At 69.1% G+C, this 23,679-nt stretch carries 10 protein-coding genes; 8 read left to right on the top strand and 2 right to left on the bottom strand.

What is annotated here, in order from left to right:
• Positions 1-17: 17 nt before the first annotated feature.
• Positions 18-1,169: a glycine amidinotransferase gene (locus tag ABD808_RS31230; RefSeq protein WP_344904402.1), complete on the bottom strand. Its 1,152-nt coding sequence runs from the start codon at positions 1,167-1,169 to the stop codon at positions 18-20.
• Positions 1,170-1,520: 351 nt separating this feature from the next.
• Here ABD808_RS31230 and ABD808_RS31225 point away from each other — a divergent pair, with 351 nt between their 5' ends.
• The 8 genes from ABD808_RS31225 to ABD808_RS31190 all read left to right on the top strand — a co-directional run bounded on the left by ABD808_RS31225 (position 1,521) and on the right by ABD808_RS31190 (position 23,422).
• A complete protein-coding gene (locus ABD808_RS31225; RefSeq protein ID WP_344904400.1) occupies positions 1,521-2,558 on the top strand; it encodes a methyltransferase in 1,038 nt (345 codons plus the stop codon).
• A gap of 27 nt (positions 2,559-2,585) precedes the next feature.
• Entirely contained in the window at positions 2,586-2,822 is a 237-nt protein-coding gene (locus ABD808_RS31220; protein ID WP_344904397.1) for an MbtH family protein, read from the top strand.
• A 43-nt stretch (positions 2,823-2,865) separates the two neighbouring features.
• The gene (locus ABD808_RS31215; protein ID WP_344904394.1) at positions 2,866-3,672 is read left to right on the top strand and encodes a phytanoyl-CoA dioxygenase family protein; all 807 of its coding nucleotides are present in this window, start codon (positions 2,866-2,868) and stop codon (positions 3,670-3,672) included.
• Between the two features lie 107 nt (positions 3,673-3,779).
• Positions 3,780-12,701, top strand: coding sequence for a non-ribosomal peptide synthetase (locus ABD808_RS31210; protein WP_344904391.1), 8,922 nt, complete (start codon positions 3,780-3,782; stop codon positions 12,699-12,701).
• Positions 12,701-13,957, top strand: a complete 1,257-nt coding sequence (locus ABD808_RS31205) for an MFS transporter (RefSeq protein WP_344904388.1) — start codon at positions 12,701-12,703, stop codon at positions 13,955-13,957. Before ABD808_RS31210 ends, ABD808_RS31205 begins: the two co-directional genes overlap by 1 nt.
• 476 nt (positions 13,958-14,433) lie before the next feature.
• On the top strand, positions 14,434-15,849 hold the full coding sequence (locus ABD808_RS31200) for a dihydrolipoyl dehydrogenase family protein (RefSeq protein WP_344904384.1): 1,416 nt from the start codon (positions 14,434-14,436) through the stop codon (positions 15,847-15,849).
• 206 nt (positions 15,850-16,055) lie between these two features.
• On the top strand, positions 16,056-19,277 hold the full coding sequence (gene drmD / locus ABD808_RS31195) for a DISARM system SNF2-like helicase DrmD (protein ID WP_344904381.1): 3,222 nt from the start codon (positions 16,056-16,058) through the stop codon (positions 19,275-19,277).
• Positions 19,277-23,422 carry an Eco57I restriction-modification methylase domain-containing protein gene (locus ABD808_RS31190; RefSeq protein ID WP_344904378.1) on the top strand — a complete coding sequence of 1,382 codons (4,146 nt, stop codon included), beginning with the start codon at positions 19,277-19,279 and terminating at the stop codon, positions 23,420-23,422. Before drmD ends, ABD808_RS31190 begins: the two co-directional genes overlap by 1 nt.
• Positions 23,423-23,486: 64 nt before the next feature.
• Here ABD808_RS31190 and ABD808_RS31185 read toward each other — a convergent pair whose 3' ends face one another.
• Complete coding sequence (locus ABD808_RS31185) at positions 23,487-23,675, bottom strand: DUF397 domain-containing protein (protein ID WP_344904375.1); 189 nt, start codon at positions 23,673-23,675, stop codon at positions 23,487-23,489.
• Positions 23,676-23,679 lie beyond the last annotated feature (4 nt).

Genomic DNA, 23,679 nt, shown 5'->3' with positions numbered 1-23,679 from the left:
CTCCAACGGGTGCGATGTCAGCTGAGGTAGTCCTCGGGACCACCGTCGCGGACGGTGTCGAGGGTGAAGCAGTGGAAGCCGCCGCCGAACAGGCGCCGGTGCCGGTGACGGACCGGGACGACGGTGAAGCCGTGCTGCTCCAGCGTCCGCATGAGGTCGGGACACGCCTCGTTCACCAGGACCGTCCCGGGATCGACCGACAGGACGTTGAGATCTATGAACGGGCTGGTCAGGATGAGATCGTCGTCGTCGTAGCGGGGGAAGTCGTCGCCGGTCGGGTCCGGCGGGACGATCAGGTCCCAGCCGCGTAGCGGTTCGGGCAGCAGGTCGGCCACGTCCTTGGAGCGGACGAGCAGGGTGCCGGGCCGCAGGGCCAGGACCATGCTGTCGATGTGGCTGTCGCTGAGGCGGTGCACGCGATGCACGCGGAACCGGCCTTCGAGGTGACGTTCCAGCCAGTCGCAGGCCAGCGCGTGGTTGGCGGTCGAGATGTTCGCCACGATGTCGCGGCCGAGCCGCAGGCACTGCGCGGCGTCGAACATCATCTCGTGGCCGACGTCGCACTGTGAGGGACGCGGGTCGTCGATCGGCTCCGTAGGCCCACCGGCCATGCTGGTGCGCGCGTACGACAGGTCGAAGGACGCGTCGGTCATCAGGGGCCGGGGCATGACCGTCCAGCGGGCGCCCCGCCGGAAGTACTCGCCGAAGATCGGCTTGAGGAACTGGGTCTCGAAGTAGCGGGACCGGATCATCGGCGGCGTCTCGATGATCTCGTCGCCGACGATGAGCGTGTTGTCGCGGATGTTGAGGGGCGGGACGACGGACGCCGTCCAGGCGGGCGTGCGGACCTCCGTGGTGGCGGCGTCCAGCGGCAGCGGCCGGTGCACGGTGACCGAGAGCGAGCGGAAAACCTCGGCCATGCCCGCCAAGTCCTCGTTCAGCTCGGCGACGTACTTCTCCTTGATCGGAGTCTTGACACCCCGCGTGCCGGCACCGCCGACGGACAGCCGCGGGTAGTACCACTCCGAGCGTGCCGGGTTGTCCCGGGCGAGGTTCTCGTGGAAGAAGAGGTCAAAGGACAGCTCCCGCTCATGCGTGAGGTAGTTCTCCGCGGAACCAACGACCACTTCGCGTAGTGGTGACCATTCGTCGAAACTATTCAGTCGCATCGGCAAACCCCTGGGCATGTCGCGGCCATCACCGTACGTGAAGCAATGAATACGCCCCGTTAAAATCAAATGTCATCGGGTGGATCCGACCTTGGGCCGAGCGGCCTCAACGTTTGTATAAACGTCATGTCAAGTGATTGTCGAATCGGCTCGACTCTAGGCATGGCCATCGCACCGACGCAAGCGGCGATGTCGAGAAATGCGATGTGATCCAGGCCACGTTCAGCTGTGCTTGACTTATCAAGCAGGCAAAACGAAATTGTTCGTGTGTAAAGCCTCCCCCCGCTTACCCACGGTGTCGGTGTTCGCGCCGAGCCTTTTGACCTGCACAGAAAGAGAGTCCGAGGGAAGATGCCCAGCCGGCCGGACAGTGATCAGAGCTACCAGCAGTTCCACTTCCTCATGAACGCCCCGGCGCTCTTCAACGCGGCGGCGACGGCGACTGAACTGGGGGTTTTTGAGTTCCTTCACCAACACCCGCGGTCCTTATTCGAGGAGGTCAGGGAGCACACGCGGATTCCCGCGCACCAACTGCGCGTGCTGCTCCAGGCCGTGTGCGCGGCCGGTCTGCTGACCCGGACCGATGGGCGGTACTCCAACGCACCCGTCGCCGACGACCTTCTCAGCACCGACGCCGAGGACAGCTGGAGCCACATCCTGCTGGGCTGGAAGGAGGTCTACTACCCGGCTTTCGTGCACATGACGACCGCCCTGCGCACCGGCACCAACACCGCGCTGGCCACCTATCCGGGCGATGAACCGACGCTCTACCAGCGCCTTTCCCGCGATCCCGAGTTGGAGGCGGTGTTCCACCGCGCGATGAGCGCGTTCACCCTCCGGTCGCTGGACGCGCTGGCCGAACGCCCGGAGTTCGGCGGCGTCCGGCGCCTGCTCGACGTGGGCGGCGGCGACGGCACGACCTCGCTCAGGCTCGTCGCCCGGCACCCCGAACTGACGGCGACGATCTTCGACATTCCCAGCGTGTCCAAGCTGGCCGACGACAAGATCGCGACGTTCTCCGACCGGGTCGACCTCCGTCCGGGCAACATCTTCACCGACGACTTTCCGGTGGGTTCGGACGCCGTTCTCTTCAGCCATGTACTGGAGATATTCGCGGCCGAGCAGATCCTGGCGCTGCTCAAGAAGGCGTACGACGCGCTTCCCCCCGGCGGCCGGGTGTTCATCTACGGATACAACGTGTCCGACGACGAGACCAGCGGGGTCTACTCCGCCCGGCTCGGCCTGTACTTCAACGTTCTCGCCAGCGGCCAGGGAATGGCGTACCCGGCCACGGATTACGAGGAATGGCTGCGTCAGGTCGGCTTCACGGCGGTCGAGACCGTCCGCGATATGCCCTACGAACACGGACTGACCATGGGTGTCCGATAACGCCGTATCCGGCGAAGGAGCTGATCAGTGCCCAATCCATTCGATGACCCGGACGGAGTCTACCTCGTCCTCCGCAACGCGGAGGGACAGTATTCGCTGTGGCCGCAGTTCGCGGAAACTCCGGACGGGTGGACGGTCACCGGCGGCCCGGCCGACCGCGCGGCCTGCCTGGAAATCATCAACGCCGGCTGGACGGATATGCGGCCGCGCGGCCTGGTCGCCCACATGGACGCCTACACGGACGTCCGCACGGACACGGAATAGGCGCACGAGACGCGTTCGACGAGATCGATGGGGAGACTTCATCATGCCCGTTGCCACACCGCCGTTTCATGACGTGAAGGTCCGCTATGGGCGGGAGGGCTGGTTTCCCATGCCCTTCACGTTCGGCACGGCAGAGATCACGAAGATGCGGGAGAGCATCGAGGTCATCAGCGCGCAGAACCGTCCGGAGGTCGTGTTCGAGGAGAACTCGACGGCGGTGCGCGCGGTTCACGGCTGCCACGACTACGACGCGGTCTGCCACCGGCTCGTCCGGCTGCCCGCCCTGCTCGACTTCGCCGAGCGGTTACTCGGCGGCCCGGTCTACGTCTACCAGTTCAAGGTCAACATGAAGCAGGCCAGGGAGGGCTCCGCCTGGCCGTGGCACCAGGACTGGGCGTTCTGGCACAAGGAGGACGGCATGGCGTCCCCCGAGGCCGTGAACATCGCCATCTTCCTGGACGACGTCACGGAGGAGAACGGTCCACTCCAGGTGATCCCCGGCACCCACCACCTCGGGCTGATCGACCCCGAGGGCGACAAGCGGGAGCCCACCCACGACTGGCGGCAACACGTGTCCGCGGCGCTGGAGTACACCGTTCCGGACGATTTCGCCGCGTCGCTGGCGGGCACCCATGGCACGCAGCGGTTCATCGGCGTGGCGGGGACGGCGGTCGCGTTCCACCCCGCCCTGGTCCACTCCTCGTCCAACAACCTGTCCGAGCACCGGCGCCGCATGCTGCTGATCACCTACAACCGGGTCAGCAACGCACCGGCGAACCCCGCCCGGCCGGAGTTCCTCGTGAGCAGGGACAGCACGCCCCTCGTTCGCGTCGAAGGCGACCACCTGTAGCTCGACCAGCGGGTCCTGACGGCTGACACCGGCCACAGGACCCGTTGCGGCGTCGCGGCGCCGCGCGTTGACCGTTGTTGCGGAGACCCCTGAGGAGCGACCCGACGATGATCGTGGGTTCGGTGCACGAGTCCTTCGAGGAACAGGCGAAGCGTTCCCCCGAGGCCGAGGCGGTCCGGTGCGTGGGACGCGGCCTCACCTACCGTGAGCTGAACGAGCGGGCGAACCGGCTGGCGCACCGGCTGATCGCCGCGGGCGCCGGGCCCGAACGTCCGGTGCTGGTGCTCGTGGACCGGACGGTCGAGCTGGCCGTCGGCCTGCTGGCGACCCTCAAGGCGGGCTCCTTCTACCTGCCGCTGACCACCGCGTTCCCGCAGGACCGGATGCAGTGGATCGCCGACGAGAGCCGCGCGCCGGTGCTGCTCGCCGACACCGTCACGCGCGACCGGTGGCTGCCGCGGACGCCGACGACCGTGCTGCTCGACCGTCCGGACGACGTCGCCGACTTCCCCGACACCGACCCGGACGTCCCGGCACATCTCGACCAGCTCGCCTACGTGATGTACACCTCGGGCTCCACCGGGGCTCCCAAGGGCGTGGCGATCTCCCACCAGAACATCGTGGACCTGGTCAACGACTCGATGTTCACCGTTCCCGGTGCGCACGACCGGGTGCTCTTGGTGGCGTCCTACGCCTTCGACCCGTCCACCTACTCGTTCTGGTATCCGCTGTTGCACGGCGGCACGGTGGTCATCGCGGCCGAGGACGAGCTGTCGGTGGACCGGCTCGCCGATCTCTTCGGCGCCGAGCGGATCACCGGCGTGGACATCACGGCCGGGCTGTTCCGGGTGGTCGCGGAGGAGCATCCGGAATGCTTCGACGGCGTCCGCGAGATCATCACGGGTGGCGACGTCACCTCCGCCACCGCGGTGCGCCGGGTGCTGGAATGCTGCCCCGACATCACGATCCGCTGCGCCTACGGGCCCACCGAGACCACCCTGTTCGCGACCCAGTCCCCGTGGACGCGGGCCGCGTCCGTGCCCGACCGGGTGCCGATCGGCAGGCCGCTGGACGGCATGCGGGCCCACGTCCTCGGCGACGACCTGGCCGAGGTTCCCGCCGGTCAGGCGGGCGAGCTGTACCTGGCCGGTGCCGGGCTGGCGCGCGGGTACTTCGACCGGCCGGACCTGTCGGCGGAACGCTTCGTCGCCGACCCGTTCGGCCCGCCGGGCTCGCGCATGTACCGCAGCGGCGACATCGCCCGCCGGAAGCCCGACGGGCTGCTGGAGTTCGTCGGCCGCGTCGACAACCAGGTCAAGATCCGGGGTTATCGCATCGAACCGGGCGAGGTCGAGGCGGCGCTCGCCGCCCTGCCCGGCGTCCGGCAGGCGGCGGTCGCGGTGCGGGAGGACGTGCCGGGCGACAAGCGGCTGGTCGCCTACGCCGTCCCGGACGAGGACACCGCCATCGCGGGCACCGCCATCGAGGGCACCGCCATCGAGGACACCGCCATCGAGGTCGACGCGCTGCGGGACGGCCTCGCGCAGCGACTGCCCGCCTACATGGTGCCGTCCGCCATCGTGGTCATCGACCGCCTGCCGCTGACGGCCAACCACAAGGTCGACTACCGGGCCCTGCCCGCGCCGACCACGGTTCGCCAGGCGGGGCAGCGGGCGAGCACCGCTCGGGAGGAGCGGCTGTGCGTCCTGCTCGGGGAGATCCTCGGCGTGCCGGACGTGGGCGTCGACGACGACTTCTTCGACCTCGGCGGCCACTCGCTGCACGCGACCCGTCTGGTGAGCCGTATCCGTGCCGAGTTCGACGTGGACCTGGCGGTCCGGGCGGTGTTCGGCAGCCCCACGGTGGCGGGGCTCGCCGAGCTGATCGACGAGGCCCCGGCGGCGCGTCCGGCCGTGCGTCCCATGCCTCGTCCCGAGGTGGTGCCCCTGTCCCCCGCGCAGTATCGCTTGTGGTTCCTCAGCCGGTTGGAAGGCGGGTCCGCGGCCTACAACCTGCCTATCGCGGTGCGGTTGCGAGGCCAGCTCGACCGGGCTGCCTTGGAGGCGGCCCTGGGCGACCTCTTCGCTCGGCACGAGGGCCTGCGCACCGTGTTTCCCGAGCGTGACGGCGAGCCGCATCAGGTGGTTCTGCCCGTTGACCGGGTCCGTCCAGCTCTGCCGGTGGAGCGGCCCGAGGACGTGGACGCCGCGTTGCGGGACGCCGGACGCACGCCGTTCGACCCGGCCACGGACCCGCCCATGCGGCCACGATTGTTCGCCACCGCGCCCGACGAGCACGTGCTGCTGCTCACCATGAACCACATCGGCAGCGACGGATGGTCGATGGAACCGCTGACCCGCGACCTGCGCGAAGCGTACGAGGCACGGTTGGCCGGACGGTCGCCTGACTGGTCCCCGTTGCCGGTGCAGTACGCGGACTACACACTCTGGCAGCGGGCGATGCTCGGCGACGCGCACGACCCCGGCAGCGTCGCCGCCCAGCAGTTGGGCTTCTGGCAGGCCACGCTGGCGGGCGCCCCGGAGGAGCTGGAACTTCCGGTCGACCACCCGCGTCCGGCGGTGGCCGGGCATGGGGGCGACTCGGTGCCGGTGACGGTCGAACCGGAGCTGCACGAAGCGGTCGTGGCGCTCGCCCGTTCCAGCGGCGCGACCGTTTTCATGGTGTTGCAGGCGGCATTGGCGGGGCTGCTGACGAAGCTGGGAGCGGGCACCGACATCCCCATCGGGAGCACCATCGCCGGACGCACCGACAAGGCGCTGGACAACCTGATCGGTTTCTTCGTCAACACCCTGGTGCTCCGCACCGACGCCTCCGGCGATCCCGCTTTCCGTGCGTTGCTGGGACGTGTGCGGGACACGGATCTGGCGGCCTACGAGAACCAGGACGTGCCGTTCGAACAGGTCGTGGAGGCGGTGAACCCGAACCGCTCACCGGCCCGCCAACCACTGTTCCAGGTGATGCTGGTGCTGGAGCGTCCCAACGGCTACCAGTTCTCGCTGCCCGGCGTCACGGCCGAGACCGAGGAACTGGGCACCGACACCGCGAAGTTCGACCTGCTCTTCAGCTTCACCGAGCGGTACGGCGTGGACGGCGCCGCGTCCGGCATCACCGGACGGCTGGAGTTCGCCACCGATCTCTTCGAGCCCGCCACCGCGACGTTACTGTCCGAGCGCCTGCTGACGCTGCTGGCGGGCGCGGTGGCCGCGCCGGACGCGCCGCTGTCAGAGGTGGGGATGTTCCTCGACGGTGAACGCGCCCGACTGTTGACCGGCTGGAACGCCACGCGGGCCGAGTTGCCGGGCGGCCACCTCCCCGAACTGATCGAGGCCCAGGTCGCCCGGACGCCGACGGCCCTGGCGGTCTCCGCGCCCGACGGAACGCTCTCCTACGCGGAACTGAACGAGCGGGCGAACCGCCTGGCGCACCTGCTGCTCGCCCACGGTGTCGGGCCGGGTTGTCATGTGGCCGTCGTCCTGCCGCGCGACACGCGGCTGATCGTCGCCTTCCTGGCGATCCTCAAGGCGGGGGCCGCCTATCTGCCCATCGACCCCGAATATCCGCGGGATCGCGTCCATTACATTCTCGGGGACGCTCGTCCCGCCATCGCCCTCACCAGCGAGGCGATCGACGTTCCGCTGCCGGGAAACGTCATCACGATCGACGACGCCGAGGTCCGGAGGCGGCTGGCGAACGAGATGCCCGCGCACAATCCGTGTGACACCGATCGGCCGGTCCCGCTGTCCGCCGAGGCTCCCGGGTACATCGTCTACACGTCCGGCTCCACGGGCCGTCCCAAGGGCGTGGTGCTTCCCGTCCGGGTGCTGCACAATCTGCTGGCCTGGAACGCGTCGATCTTCCCGGGTGAGGCCGGGTCCCGTGTCTCCCAGTTCAGCGCGGTCGGGTTCGACGCCTCCGAGCACGAGTTCCTCACCGCCCTACTGAACGGGAAGGCCCTGTGCGTCCCGGACGAGGAGACGCGCCTCGATCCGCCCCGGCTAGCCGCGTGGCTGGACCGCGAGCGGATCACGGAGTTCTTCGCCCCGGACCTGGTGATCGCGGCCGTCTATGAGGCCGCGCGCGAGCAGGGCCTGCGGCTGGACGCGCTGCGCCACGTGCTCCAGGCCGGGGAGGCGCTCCAGCTGACCGCCGACGTCCGCGAGTTCCACGCGGCCCGGCCGGAGCTGCTCCTGCACAACCACTACGGCCCGTCCGAGACGCACGTCGTGACCGGCGCGACGCTGCCCGCCGACGTCACGACGTGGCCGGTGACCGCTCCGCTGGGCGGCCCGATCTGGAACACCAGGACCTACGTCCTGGACGATCGGCTGCGTCCCGTGCCGATCGGAGTGACCGGCGAGCTGTATCTCGCCGGGGACTGCCTGGCCCACGGCTATCTGAACCGCCCCGACCTCACCGCGCAGCGTTTCGTGGCCGATCCGTTCGGGACGCCGGGCACCCGGATGTACCGCAGCGGCGACCTCGTCCGCTGGCGGCCGGACGGGACGCTGGAGTTCCTCGGACGCGCCGACGACCAGGTGAAGATCCGCGGCATCCGGCTCGAACTCGGCGAGATCAACTCGCTGATCATGGATCACCCCGGCGTCGCCCGGGCCGCCGCCCTGGTCCGCGAGGACCGCCCGGGGGACAAGCGCCTGGTCGCCTACGTGGTCCCCGCGTCCGCCGAGAACCCGCCGTCGACCGACGCGCTCCGGCGGCACGCGGCGGCCTCCCTGCCGTCCGCCGTGGTGCCGTCGGCCTTCGTCGTCCTGGACTCGCTCCCGCTGACCTCCAACGGCAAGCTCGACCACAGGGCGTTGCCCGCTCCGTCCTACGCGGGGTCGTCGGTCACGGCGCCGCGAACGGCCACCGAGCAGGTGCTGTGCGGGCTGTTCGCGGAGATCCTCGGCGCGCGGGACGTCGGAATCGACGACGGCTTCTTCGACCTGGGCGGCCATTCCCTCCTCGTCACCCGCCTGGCGAACCGGGTGCGTTCGACGCTCGGCCCGGAACTGCCGATCGGCACGGTGTTCGAGGCGCCGACGGCCCGCGAGCTGGCCATGCGGCTGGACGACGAGGCGAGCCGGACGCGAACGAGGCTGGAGGCCAGACCACGGCCGCAGCGCGTGCCACTCTCCTACGCCCAGCAGCGGCTGTGGTTCCTCAACCAGCTCGAAGGCCCGAGCGCGACGTACAACTTGCCGGTGACCTACCGGATCACCGGTGCGATCGACGCGGACGCGCTGGCGCACGCGATCAACGACCTGGTCGACCGGCACGAGATCCTCCGGACCGTCTACCGGGAGGTCGACGGCCGTCCCGAGCAGGTGGTGCGGCCGTCCGGCACCATGCCCCTGCGCCGGTTGAGCTGCACGGAGCCAGAACTCCCGGACGTGCTGCGGCGCGTCGGCGCCCACGCCTTCGATCTGGGGGCCGAACCGCCCTTCCGGGTGAGCCTGATCTCCCTCGGGCCGACCGATCACGTGCTCATGACGCTGCTCCACCACATCGCCGGGGACGCGGTGTCGATGCGGCCGTTCGGGGACGATCTGGGCGCGGCGTACCGGGCCAGGTCCGCCGGGCAGGCGCCGCGATGGGAGCCGCTGCCCGTCCAGTACGCGGACTACGCGCTGTGGCAGCGCGAGGTTCTCGGCGACCAGGACGACCCCGGCTCCCCGCTCGGCGTCCAGCTGGCCTTCTGGCGGAACGCGCTGAAGGGGCTGCCGGACGAACTCGGCTTTCCCACCGACCGTCCGCGACCGGCGATCGCCTCCCAGCGCGGCGAGGTGTTCGACACCGAACTCGGCGCCGACCTGCACGCGGCGCTCGGCGAACTCGCCCGGACCACCGGCACGACCCTGTCGATGGTCGTGCACGCGGCGCTGGCCACGGTACTGACCCGGCTCGGCGCGGGCACCGACATCCCGATCGGCACGCCGGTGGCCGGACGCACCGACGAGGCGCTCGACGACCTGCTCGGCTGCTTCGTCAACACGATCGTGCTGCGCACCGACACCTCGGGCGACCCGTCCTTCCGCGACCTCCTCGCCCGGGTCAGGGACGCGGGCCTCGCCGCCTACGGGCATCAGGACGTGCCGTTCGAACGGGTCGTGGAGGCGCTCAACCCGCCGCGCTCCCCCGGCCGCCACCCGCTGTTCCAGATCATGCTCCAGGTCGGCCGCGACGAGGGGACGGAGCTGACGCTGCCCGACGCCACGGTGACCAGGCTCGTGACGAGCCTGGACGTGGCCAGGTTCGACCTGTCGATGAACTTCCAGGCCGCCGTGGCCGACGACGGGCGGCCGGGACCGATCCGGGTGCTGGTCGCCTTCGCGGTGGACCTGTTCGACGGCCCGACCGTCCAGGCCATGTTCGACCGTCTCGTGCGCGTCCTGCGATCGGTGGCGGCGGATCCGTCCAGACACCTCAGCGCCATCGACATCCTGGGCGACCGGGAACGCGGACAACTGACCGCTCAGGGCACCGGCCGCCCCTCGGACGTCGGCACCTTCCACGAACCTTCGTTGCAGGAGGCGTTCCGACGTCAGGCGGCGCGCACGCCCGACGCCGAGGCGGTGCGATGCGCGGGCCGCGCACTCACCTACCGGGAGCTGGACGAACGGTCCAACCGCCTGGCGCACCGGCTCATCGCGGCGGGAGCCGGTCCGGAACGCCCGGTGGCGGTGTTCATGGACCGGACGGTCGACCTCATGGTCGGTCTCACCGCGATCCTCAAGTCCGGCGCGTGCTACCTGCCGCTGCACCACGCCTATCCGCCCGAACGGATGCGCTGGATTCTGGACGAGAGCCAGGCGCCGATCCTGCTCACCGACCAGGCGATGAGCGACCACGACCTCCCCGAAGCGCAGATCGTGATTCGAGCCGACGAGGAAGACGCGAACGCGGCGTTCCCCGCGACGGATCCCGGCGTGCGTGGGCATCGCGAGCAGCTGGCCTACGTGATGTACACCTCGGGTTCGACCGGTAAGCCGAAGGGCGTCGCCGTCACCCACCAGGACGTTTTCGAATTGCTCGCCGACAGCATCTTCACCAGCCGCGAGGCGTACGAACGGGTTCTGCTGGTCCTGCCCTACGAGTTCGATCCGTCCACCTATTCGTTCTGGTGTCCGCTGCTTCGCGGCGGGACGGTCGTCATCGCCCCGGAATCCGACCTGACGGTGGAGCGGATGGCGCGGGTGATGAAGGCGGAGCGGATCACGGCGGTCGACGTCACCGCGGGACTGTTCCGGGTGATCGCCGAGGAACGTCCCGACAGCTTCACCGGGGTGCCGCTGGTCCTGTCCGGCGGGGATGTGGCGTCGCCCGTCGCGGTCCGTCGCGTCCTCGACCACTCGCCGGGCACGGTCGTGCGCAACACCTACGGGCCGACCGAGACGACCCTCTTCGCGACCTCGGTCCTCTGGACCAGCTCAGCCGACGTTCCCGCGCCGGTCCCCATCGGCCGACCGCTGGACGGAATGGTGGCCTATGTCCTCGACGACGCGCTGACCCCGGCCCCCACCAGGGTGACCGGCGAGCTCTACCTGGCGGGGACGGGTGTGGCCCGCGGCTATCTGAACCGTCCCGACCTCACCGCCGAACGCTTCGTGGCGAACCCGTTCGGCCCGCCCGGATCACGCATGTACCGCACCGGCGACCTGGTCAGGTGGACGCCGGGCGGGCTGCTGGACTTCGTCGGACGCGCGGACGCGCAGGTCAAGATCCGCGGCTTCCGGATCGAGCCGCCCGAGATCGAGGCCGTGCTCGGCGCCGACCCGGACGTGCGCGAGGTCGCCGTCGTCGCGCGGGAGGACGGGCCGGACGGCAAGCGCCTCGCCGCCTACGTCGTCGCCGACGAGGGGATCGACCTGCCCGCACTGGAACGGCGCGCACGCGCGATCCTGCCCGAGTACATGATCCCGGCCGCGTTCGTGCGCCTGGACGGGCTTCCCCTCACCCCCAACAACAAGGTCGATGTCAAGGCGCTACCGGCTCCCGGCACCGCGCGGCAGGAGGACATGCGCCCCCCACGCGGCCCGGCGGAAGCGACCTTGCGCGACCTGTTCGCCGACGTCCTGGAAGCCCCGGAAATCGGAATCGACGACAACTTCTTCGAGCTGGGCGGCCATTCGCTCCTGGCCACCCGTCTGATCAGCCGTATCCGAGCCGCCCTGGGCGCGGACCTGCCGGTGCGCGCCATTTTCGAGGCGCCGACCGTCGCACTGCTGGCCGAGCGCATCGACCACGGCACGGAGACGAACGCGCTCGATGTCCTTCTCGCGCTGCGCGCCGACGGCAGCCGCCGCCCGCTGTTCTGCGTTCACCCCGCCGTCGGGCTCAGCTGGTGCTACAGCGGCCTGCTGGCGCACCTGGACCGCGACCAACCCGTCTTCGGTCTGCAAGCACGCGGATTCCGGGACCCCGGCGCCACCTCGCCACGGTTCGACGACCTTGTCGCCGACTACGTCGCGCAGATCCGGAGCGTCCAGCCCCACGGGCCGTACGCACTGCTCGGATGGTCCTTCGGCGGCACCACGGCGCACGCCATGGCCGCGCGGCTCCAGCAGGAGGGAGAGGAGGTCGGCTTCCTCGCGGTACTCGACGGCTATCCCTCGACGCACGACCGTCACCGGGCTCAACTCACCTACGACGATCCACAACTGTGGTCCCTGATCGGCGAATCTATCGGCTACGACCCCACCTCACCCGACAGCCCGCTGGCCGGGCTCGGCGAGACCGGCCTGGACGCTTTGGCCAAGGTGTTCGTCGACCTGTCCAACCTCCGAGGCGAGCACACGTCAGGAACCTTCGACGGCACGATGCTCCTGTTCAGCGCGACGGCCGACCGCCTCGGACCCCCCGCATCCGACCTCTGGAAACCTCACGTCACCGGGGACGTGGAGGTTCATGAAATCGACTGCTCCCATGGCACAATGACCCAGCCTCGCCCCCTCGCCGCCATTGCCAGAATCGTTGCCCGGCGCCTGAACGACCTCGCCACGGGAGTCTGATGGAAAACACCAAAAGCCTTGGTCCCAGCTTTACGCGGCTGTGGCTCGCAGCCGCCACCTCCGCCCTGGGAGACGGCGCTTTCTTAGCCTCCGTTCCCCTGCTGGCCGCGAAGCTGACCCACGATCCGATGCTGATCGGCGCCGTCGGCGCGACCACCGTGGTGCCATGGTTCCTGTTCGGCCTTCAGGCCGGTGCGCTCGTGGACCGGTGGGACCGCCGCAAAGTCATGTGGCGCGTGGACCTGGCCCGCTTCCTCGTCGTCGGACTGCTGGCCATCGGCGTTTTCGCGGGCGTGGTCAACATCTATCTGCTGATCGTGGCGGGCTTTCTGCTCGGCGTCGGGCAGACGTTCTTCGACGTGTCCGCCCAAGCTCTCATCCCCGCGGTCGTCTCCCGCGATCCGGACGCCCTTATTCGGGCCAACGGTCGGATGACGCTGGCGCTGAACAACGGTGAGCGGCTCATCGGCCCTCCCCTGGGCAGCACAATGTTCTCCGTCACCCGTGGGCTGCCCTTCGTCTTCGACTCGGTCTCCTTTCTGTTCAGCGCCCTGGTCATCCGTGCCGTGCCGGGCGACTTCTCCAGCGGGGAAACGACACGGCGACGCCTCCGCACCGAGATCGCCGAGGGGCTCCGCTGGCTGTGGGGACACCGCGTGCTGCGGGCCCTGGCCCTGACGGCGGCCGTGAACAACCTGGTCTACAGCGCCACGATCTGGCTCGTCGTCCTGCTCGCCCAGCGCAAGCTCGGCCTCGGCGACGTCGGCTACGGTTTGCTGCTGAGCACCGAGGCGGTCGGCGGCCTGATCGGCGGGGCCGTGGTGAAGAAGATCAACTCCCTGATCTCCGTGAGCACCATCAGGGTCGCCGGGATGATCATCGAAGGAATCTGCATCGGCGCCCTCGCCTTCGTGTCGGACCCCTGGATGGCCGGGGCCCTGATCGGCTCACTCGGCTTCTGCCGCTGCATCATCATCGTCGTCACCGGAACGCTGCGGCAGCGCCTTGTCGAACCGGAAATGCTGGGCCGGGTCCTTTCCACCAGCCGAATGGTCTCCCTGGCGGGCATGCCGTTCGGCGGCCTACTCGGCGGTTATCTCATGCGTGAGTACAACATCGGAACGCCGTTCGCCCTCGGCGGCATCCTGCTGATAGTGACGGCCTTCATTTCGATGCCCGCACTGTCCAACCACGCGATCGCCAAAGCGGAAAACGTCCCCTCACTGCAAGAGCAGGAGGACAAAACCGAGGTCTAGAACCCAGCGCGACCGCTCACATCGACATTCCGCCGTCCACCGGCACGACGGTCCCGGTTCTCGACGTCGGCTGTTTCCAGGGTTTCGACACCGAACAACAACGAGCCGAGGCGTACGGCATCACCGCACTAGCCAATCCCAACTCCACACTGCTGATGCTCGCATTCGGCCCCACCCGACTACGCGCCCGGATCGGCGGGGTATCCCAAGCAGAGATCGAGGCCGCGTTCCCAGACTGGGAACTCCTCGACGTCCACCCCGCGGACACCAAGGGCCTGGGCTGGCCAATGAACAGAACCTCCCCCAGTGGTACCGCCTACGCCAACGACCCTGAGCAGCGCGTCGCGCCCGGCGTCCGCTGCCACTTGGCACCTCGGGCGCCAGTTCGCCGGGGGACGGGTGGGTGGGGTGTTGGGTTTGTGGCGTCCGGGACGATAGATGTGGAGTGAGACGGCGCTGACTGGGAGGCGGGGGTTGTGGACGAGTTCGATGTCGTGGTGCTGGGAGCCGGGCCGACGGGCGAGAACCTGGCGGAGCGGTCGCACGCCGGTGGGTTGAGTGTGGCGATCGTGGAGAGCGAGTTGGTCGGCGGGGAGTGTTCGTACTGGGCGTGCATGCCCAGCAAGGCGTTGCTGCGTCCGGCCGCTGCGCTGGCTGACGCGCGTCGGGTCGCCGGTGCGCGTGAGGCCGTGAGCGGAGCGTTGGACGCGGCGGCGGTCCTCAAGCGCCGGGACGAGTTCGCCTCGCACTGGAAGGACGACGGCCAGGTGAACTGGCTGGAGGGCGCCGGGCTCCAGCTTGTACGCGGGCATGGACGGCTGGACGGGCCCAAACGCGTCATCGTGGACACCCCGGACGGCGGGCAGCGGCTGCTGACCGCCCGGCACGCCGTCGCGGTGTGCACGGGCACCCGTGCCGCGTTGCCGGATCTGCCCGGGTTGGCCGACGTCCGCCCGTGGACCAGCCGCGAGGCGACCTCGTCCGGACAGGTGCCGCCACGGCTCGCCGTCATTGGCGGCGGCGTGGTGGCCTGCGAGATGGCGACCGCCTGGCGGGCGCTGGGAAGCGAAGTCGTGCTGCTGGTGCGCGGTTCACGGCTGCTGCCCCGGATGGAGCCGTTCGCCGGAGAGGCCGTGGCCGACAGCCTGCGCGCGGCCGGGGTGGACGTGCGCTTCGGCGCGTCCGCGACGGAGGTCCGCCGCGACGGCCTGGTCACCCTTGCCCTGGACGGCGGCGACACCGTGACCGCCGATGAGGTTCTGTTCGCCACCGGCCGCGTTCCCGCCACCACCGATCTCGGGCTGGAAACCGTCGGGCTCTCCCCCGGCCGTCCGGTCGACGTCGACGCGACGGGGCTCGCCACCGGCGTCACCGGGGAATGGTTGTACGCCGCTGGCGACGTCAATGGCCGTGCGCTGCTGACCCACCAGGGCAAGTACCAGGGGCGGATCTTCGGCGCCGCGATCGCGGACCGTGCCGCCGGGCGGCCGCTCGACACCGCCGAGTGGGGACGCAGCGTCGCGACCGCTGACGAACGGGCCGTGCCGCAGGTCGTCTTCACCGACCCCGAGGTCTCCGCCGTCGGGCTCACCCTTGAAGAAGCGACCCAGAAGGGACGCCGGGTCAGGGGCGTCGACTATGACCTCGGTAATGTCGCGGGGGCCTCGCTGCACGCCGACGACTATCAGGGGCACGCCCGCGCGGTCGTCGACCTGGACACCGAAACGCTTCTCGGCGTCACCTTCGTCGGGTCGGGCGTCGCCGAGTTGCTCCACTCCGCCACCATCGCGGTCGTCGCCGAAGTTCCCATTTCCCGGTTGTGGCACGCCGTCCCGTCCTATCCCACCATCAGCGAGATCTGGCTCCGCCTCCTGGAGACTTACCGCAACTGACCCCGTCGAGCACCGCACCTAACGCAGGACGACCTCAACCACACCGAACTCCCGTCGCGAACCGGCACCGACCGGGATAGGTCACCTGAGAAGTAGTACTTTCAGCGATATGTGCTGACTCGTCCGCTGTCCTGGTGCTAACACTGTGGTGATCGCCGGGACGTTGCATGGACGATGGGGTCCGGTGCCCGGCGATACTTGCGGGCATGGGGAGCGAGACGATGGTGGCGACGGAGAGCGGGGCTCCGGCACAGGGCCAGTTGGTGAGCGTCCGCAAACGTCAGTGGGTGGTGGCCGACGTCGCCCGCGGGACGGTCGCCAGCAGTGACCCCTACGACCTGACGAGCGAACCGCAGCACCTGGTAACGCTGATCAGTATCGAGGACGACGCCCGCGACGAGGAACTGCGCGTCGTCTGGGAGCTGGAGTACGGCGCGGTCGTGCACGATCAGGCGCTGCTCCCCGATCCCGCCGGAGGCTTCGACGACCCGGCGGAGCTCGACGCGTTCCTCGACGCCGTCCGCTGGGGGGCGATCGCGTCGGCCGACAAGACGGCCCTCCAGGCACCGTTCCGCTCCGGCATCCAGATCGAGGACTACCAGCTCGACCCGGTGGTGCGCGCTCTGTCGATGCCGCGTACCAACCTGCTGATCGCCGACGACGTCGGTCTCGGCAAGACGGTCGAGGCCGGGCTGGTGATGCAGGAGTTGATGCTCCGCCACCGTGCCCGCACGATGATCATCGTATGCCCGGCGGGCCTCACCGTGCAGTGGCATGACGAGATGCGCGACAAGTTCGGCCTGGACTTCCACATCGTCGACACCGCTCTGTTGCGGCGGCTACGCCGAGAGCGCGGCCTGTACGCCAACCCGTGGACGCACTACCCGCGGCTCATTGTCAGTATCGACTGGCTCAAGCGGGAACGGCCGCTTCAACTGCTCCGGGACGTACTGCCCGCCGTCCCCCGCCATCCCCGCACCTTCGACATGCTGGTGGTCGACGAGGTGCACACCTGCGCGCCGTCGGGTCGCGGCAAGTACGCGGTGGACTCGCTCCGCACCCAGGCCATCCGGCAGCTCGCCCCGCACTGCGAACACCGGCTGTTCCTCTCGGCGACCCCCCACAACGGCTACCTGGAGTCGTTCACGGCGCTGCTGGAACTGCTGGACGACCAGCGGTTCGCCCGCGGCGTCAAACCGACCGAAGAGCAGCTGAAACGGGTCATGGTGCGCCGCCTCAAGCGCGACCTTCCGCCGAGCTGGGACGGCACCCCCGCGTTCCCCGCCCGCCGACTCGGCTACCTGGAGGTCGGCTACTCCGACGCCGAACGGCACGCCCACGCGCTGCTCACCCGCTACGTCGACAGCCGCCGCGCCCGCGCCGGGGCGGGCGGCAGGGGCGGCGCCCACGCGGCCGACTTCGTGACCATGCTGCTGAAGAAGCGGCTGTTCTCCTCCCCGAAGGCATTCGCGGAGACCGTCGAGACGCACCTGCGGACGATGAACGCCCGGGACACCGAAGACGACGACTTCGGCCAGGCCGCCGCGCGGGCCGGGGCGAGGGTGCTGCGCCCGCTGGCCGAACGCCTGGAGGAGACCGCCGAGGACGACACCGCGTACGGCACCGTCGAGGCGGACGCGCTCACCGCCGTCCGGCGGATCTCCCCACCGCTCACCGCCGAGGAGCGCGGCTTTCTGCGGGAACTGCACACGTGGGCGCGCGAGGCACAGGACCGGCCCGACGCCAAGTTCGCCGCGCTGCGCGCCTGGCTGGAGCCGATCGTCTGCCCGGACGGCCCGCGCGGCGCGTGGACGAACGAGCGGGTCATCATATTCACCGAGTACCGCGATACCCAGCGCTGGCTGCACGAACGGCTGATCGCCGCGGGCCACCCAGCCGACCGGATCGCCCTGCTGTACGGAGGGCAGGACCCCGACCAGCGCGAGCACATCAAGAACGTCTTCCAGGAGTCCCCGGACCTGCCGGGCGGGGATGTCCGGATCCTTCTCGCCACGGACGCCGCCAGCGAGGGCATCAACCTCCAGAACCACTGTCACCGCCTGCTGCACTGGGAGATCCCGTGGAACCCCAACCGGCTGGAGCAGCGCAACGGCCGCGTCGACCGGCACGGCCAGCGCGCCGCCGAGGTGCGGGTGCTGCACTTCGTCCCGCGCGGCTGGGACGGCGCCGACTTCGACGCCGGGACGCTGGAGGACGAGATGCTGTTCCTCCAGACAGCGGCGCGCAAGGTCGAGCAGATCCGCGAGGACCTCGGCAGCGCCGGCGAGGTCATCGCGGCCCGGGTGCAACAGAAGATGCTGGGCGGCCGTACCGACTGGGAGAGCGCGGACGTCGAGATGGCCCGCCGGTCCACCAACGCCCGTCTGAAGGTCGAACGCGACCTCGCCCGCGACCTGGAACGGCTGACCGGTGCGCTCGCGAGCAGCCGAACCGAGCTGAACCTGTTCCCGGAGATGGTCGAGCGGGTGGTGCGCACGGGCCTGCGGCTCGCCCACCGCAAGGACTTGGTCGACGCCCCCGCCCCGGACGACTTTCCAGCGCGCTGCTTCCGGCTGCCGGAGCTGCCGGGCGCGTGGGCGAAGGCGCGCAACGCGGGCCTGCACCACCCGGTCACGGGCGCGGAGCGTCCCGTCACCTTCGACCAGGACGCCGTGGCGGGACGCACCGACGTTGTGCTCCTGCACCTGGGACACAACCTGGTCCAGATGTGCTTGCGGTTGCTGCGCGCGGAGCTGTGGGCGGGCGCGACCGGCCAGAGCGCCCGGCTGTCCCGGGTCACGGCCCGGATCGTCCCCGGCGACGTGCTGCGCAGGCCCGCCGCCGTCGCCCATGGCCGGGTGGTCGTCACCGGCGCCGAGGGCACCCGGCTGCACGAGGAGCTCTATGTGGCGGGCGGGCTGATCGAGGGCGGGCAGTTCATCCGCGCCCGCGAGGACGAGGTGGAGCACTGGCTCTCCGCCGCGAGCGAGGAAACCGCCCCCGAGGACGTCCGGAACCGGCTCGCCGGGCTGTGGACGGACCTGTCGGAGCCGCTCGGCAGGGCGTTGCGGACCCGGGCCGGGCAGCGGACCCGCAGCCTCGACAAGCTCCTCGCCCGCCGCGCCGATGAGGAGGTGGAGGCGATCAAGGCGGTGCTGACCGAACTCGAACGGTCCATCGCGGCGGCGCTCGACGATGTCGGACGCTGGGAGCAGGGCAGCCTCTTCGACACCGACGAGCAGCGCACCCAGTTGCGCCGCGACCGGGAGGCCCTGGCCGAACGGCTGCGCACCATTCCCGAGCAGCGGGAGACGGAGGCGGCGGCGCTGCTCCGCCGCTATGCCGACCCGCAGGGCCGCTGGTTCCCCGCCGCCGTGACGTTCCTGGTGCCGGCCGCGGTCGCGCACCGGCCGGGAGGTGCGCGCTGATGCCGCCCCGCACCCGCCTGCCCTCCCAGACGGTCGCCGAACAGCACGCCGAATGGCTCACGCTGCTGCGTCCGGACGGCCCCTTCCTCGCCCTCCCGGTGATCGTCGAGGCTCTCCCGCAGGGGCTGGAGACAGTCCCGACCGAGACCCGCGACGAGATCCGGCAGGCATGGGCCCAGGTGCAGGACGGCCCCGACCTGCTACTGCCGAGCTGGTACGACCGCATCCTGCGAACCCTTCTCGGCATCCCGTTCAACGCCCTGGTGCAGGGCTCGACGATCGAGACGCTCTACCGCCGCGCCCGCCCCGACCTGGTCGCGTACGGGCCGAGCCCGAACGGCCGGGCCATGCGGCTGTTCATCTACAAACACCCGTGGGACGAGCACCTCACGCGGGGACGCGGAGACCGTCCGTCCCCCGTCGAGCAGGCCGCCACGCTGTGCCGTGAGACCGGCGTGCCGCTGGCCCTGGTCACCAACGGCCGGTTCTGGATCCTGGTGCACGCCAGGCCCGGCGAGGCGACGTCCACCGCCGTCTTCGACGCCGACCTCTGGCTGGAAGAACCGACGCTCCTTCGGGCGTTCACAACGCTGCTCGGCGCGCGCCGCGCGCTCGCCCCCGCCGAACGTCCCGACGGGACCCCGTCCGACGGGCTGGCCTCCCTGTTCGCCCGCAGCGCGCAGGCGCAGACACAGGTCACCGACACCCTCGGCCGCCAGGTCAGGCAGGCCGTCGAACTGCTGGTCGGCGAACTGGCCCGGCTGGACCGCGAGTCCGGCGGCGCGCTGCTCGCGGACGTCGCCGAACGCGACATCTACCGGGCCGCGCTCATCGTGCTGATGCGCCTGGTGTTCCTGCTGTACGCCGAGGAGCAGGAGCTCCTGCCGACCGACGAGTTGTACCAGCTCTCCTACGGGGTGGCGGCGCTGTACGACAGGCTGGCGAGGGAACGCGACCAGCAGGGCGAGGAGGTCGGGGACCGGCGCTCCGCCGCCTGGTACCGGCTGCTGGCCCTGTTCCGCGCCGTCCACGGCGGCAGCGAACACCCCGACCTGCGCGTTCCCGCCTACGGCGGATCGCTGTTCGACCCGGCGGGGTTCGAGTGGCTCGCGTCCGCGCCCGTCACCGACCGCGTCGTCCACCAGGTTCTGGACGCCCTGCTCATCCTGCGCCACAAGCGCGGCAAGGCCGCCGCCGAACGCCTCTCCTACAAGGGCCTGGACGTCGAACAGATCGGCCACGTCTATGAGGGCCTGCTGGAGTTCTCCTGCCTGAAGGTCGACGAACCGTACGTCGGTCTGATCGGACGCGACGAACCCGAGCTGCCGCTCCACCTCCTGGAAGAGGAACACGCCAAAGGCGCGACGTCGTTCCTCGCCTGGCTCAAGGACAAGTGCGGCGCCACCCCGAAGCAACTGGAGAAGGCGCTCGCCAAGACCCCGGACACCGTGCAGGCCGCCGCGCTGCACGCCGCCTGCGACAACGACGAGGAACTCGCCGGACGCATCAGACCGTTCCTCGGGCTCCTGCGTCCGGACCTGCGCGGCGACCCGACCGTGTACCCGCCCAAATCGGTCCTGTTCACGCAGGTCGGCGACCGCCGCGCCACCGGCACCCACTACACCCCGAAGTCCCTCGCACAGGAGATCGTCCAACACACCCTCGCGCCGCTGTGCCACCGCCCCGGCCCCGCCGAGGGCGCCCCGGAGGACGAATGGCAGCCCAAGCCCGCCGCTGAACTCCTCGAACTCAAGATCTGCGACCCGGCGATGGGCTCGGGCGCGTTCCTGGTGTCGGCGTGCCGGTACATCGCCGAACGGGTCGTGGACGCCTGGGAACGTGACGGCGTGCCCGCCGACGTCCTGGACCTGCTCGGCCCCGACCACGACCGCGAGGACCTCCTGCTGTTCGCCAAGCGCCGCACCGCCGCGAGCTGCGTTTACGGCGTCGACCGCGACGATATGGCCGTCGAACTGGCCAAACTGTCCCTGTGGATCGAGACCCTCGCCAAGAACAAGCCGTTCAGCTTCCTCGACCACGCCCTCCGGCACGGCGACTCCCTCGTCGGCCTCATCGACGAGGCGCAGGTCTGGACTTTCCACCTCGATCCGCAGCGCGGCCGGAGCATCAACGCGCGTTTCGAGACCATCATCGACGACCTGGAACCGATGCTCACCCGCGCCCAGGAACTCCGCGAGGAGATCGAGGCGTTCCCCGCCGACGACATCGAGCGCATCACGGAGAAGCAACGCAAACTCGCAGAAGCCGAACGGCTCACCGAGTCGCTCCGCCTGGCCGCCGACACCGTCGTCGCCGCCGCCCTCTCGACCGCCGGACGCCCGGAGGACGAACTCGACGACCGGCTACTCGGTCTCGCCGACGACGTACAGGCCGTCCTCGGAGCCGAACGCCCGGAGGGGACCAAGGAGTTCGCTCGCGAGTCCACGCCGTCAGTCCTTGAGAAGCAACTGCGCGACACGCTGGAAAACTGGCTCAAGGGCACGAGGAAGGCCCCGGTGAAGCCGTTCCACTGGCCCCTCGAATTCCCCGAGGTCATGCGCCGCGGCGGCTTCACCGCCGTCGTCGGCAACCCGCCCTTCATCGGCGGCCAGCGCCTCACCGGCGCCATGGGCGTCGACATGCGGGAGTATTTCGTCCACCACATCGGCGGCGGCCGACGCGGCAGCGCCGACCTGTGCGCGTACTTCTACCTGCGCGACCTAGCCATCACCAACAACGGCCGGGTCGGCATCATCGCCACCAACACCCTCGCCCAAGGCGACACCCGCGAAGTCGGCCTGGCCCAGGCCCGCGACAAGGGCTGGGACATCTACCGCGCCGAAAAGTCCCAGCCCTGGCCCGGCACCGCGTCCCTTGAGGTCTCCCTGGTCTGGACGGGCCACCCGAAGGCCGACGAGAGGCCGATCCTGGACGGCCGCCAGGTAGCCGGAATCACGTCAAGCCTCGATCCCAAATCCCGAGTCGTAGGCGACCCATACCGCCTCGCCGCAAACGCAGGCCAGTCGTTCATCGGCTCCTACGTGCTCGGAAAGGGCTTCATCCTGGAGCCGGAGGAGGCTCAGGCGCTTATCGACAAAGACCCACGCAACCGAGACGTGCTTTTCCCGTACATGGGCGGGGAGGACCTGAACTCTCGCTGGGACCTGTCGGCGCCGCGCTGGGTCATCAACTTCCACGACTGGGATGAAGAAAAGGCTCGAACCTACCCTGACTGCTTTGAAATTGTTGAGCGCAAAGTCAAGCCGTTTAGGGCAAAGAATAGCGACAGACGTCGACGCGAAATATGGTGGCGGTTTACAAGACCTACAGTTGAATTGTATGACAAGATATCCGATCTACAGCGCGTTCTTGTGATCGCCCTAGTGAGCCGCCTGGTCATGCCTACTTTTGTTTCAACTGGGCATGTCTTGTCGCACAAACTAGGTGTATTTGCTGTAGAGGATCGGGCTTCCTTGGCTCTACTGTCGAGCGCCTATCATTACCATTGGGCTTGGGCGAGCTCTTCAACTATGAAGGCTGATCTCAACTACTCGCCATCTGACGTATATGAGAGTTTCGCCATGCCTTCAAGCACTATACACATGGAGGAAGTGGGTTGCGAGTTGGAGTCGGCACGCCGAGAGGTAATGCACCAAGATAGGATCGGCCTAACTGCACTCTATAATAAGCTCCACGATGCAGCCGTCCATAGTCCAAGAATAGCCCGGTTGCGACAAGCCCACATCAAGGTAGACGAAGCCGTCCGAGAGGCTTACGCGCTGGACGAAGAAAGGGAGCCCGCAATCTGTGAATTCGAGGCGCGAGTGGCCTCGGAAGAACTACCGTCGTGGCGAGCGATCGAACTGGATCACGGCTTTCATCAAACGCGGCAGGGCGTTCGGTTCACGATCTCACCGCAGGCACGTGACATCGTGCTCGACAAGTTGCTTGCGCTGAACCACTACCGGTATCAGCAGGAAGCCAGGCAAGGACTTCACGATAAGAAGAGAAGCCGGAAGCAGGTAAGTGCGGCTGAAGGCAAGCCGCAGGGGACGGCAGTCGACACATCAATGGAGAGTCGGGAAGCGGGTGCCGAAGAATCTTCCTTCGACGGCTTGTTCGCCCCACCGGACGCTTTGTTCTGAACTCGACACGACGCTCTTGGGCTGAGCCTGGCGTCATCACACGGCCCAGCCCAAGATCGAAGTCTCAGATGTTGCGTAGACGGGTGATGAGCCCTGCCCACTCGGTGCGGCTGAGTTCAAGCATCTCGGCCGGAGGCTGAGCCTTGGAGTCACGGACGCCTATGCCGCCGTCCGCAGCTTTGGCAACCTCCACACAGTCCCCATTTGGATCGCTGTAGCGTGACTTTCGCCAATGGTTGTATTTTGCGCTCATGTAG

The sequence above is a fragment of the Actinomadura meridiana genome (assembly GCF_039537545.1).
Classification (GTDB): Bacteria; Actinomycetota; Actinomycetes; order Streptosporangiales; family Streptosporangiaceae; genus Spirillospora; species Spirillospora meridiana.
The sequence above is the reverse complement of the archived record's forward strand: the minus strand, read 5'-3'. Positions and strand labels throughout refer to the sequence as shown.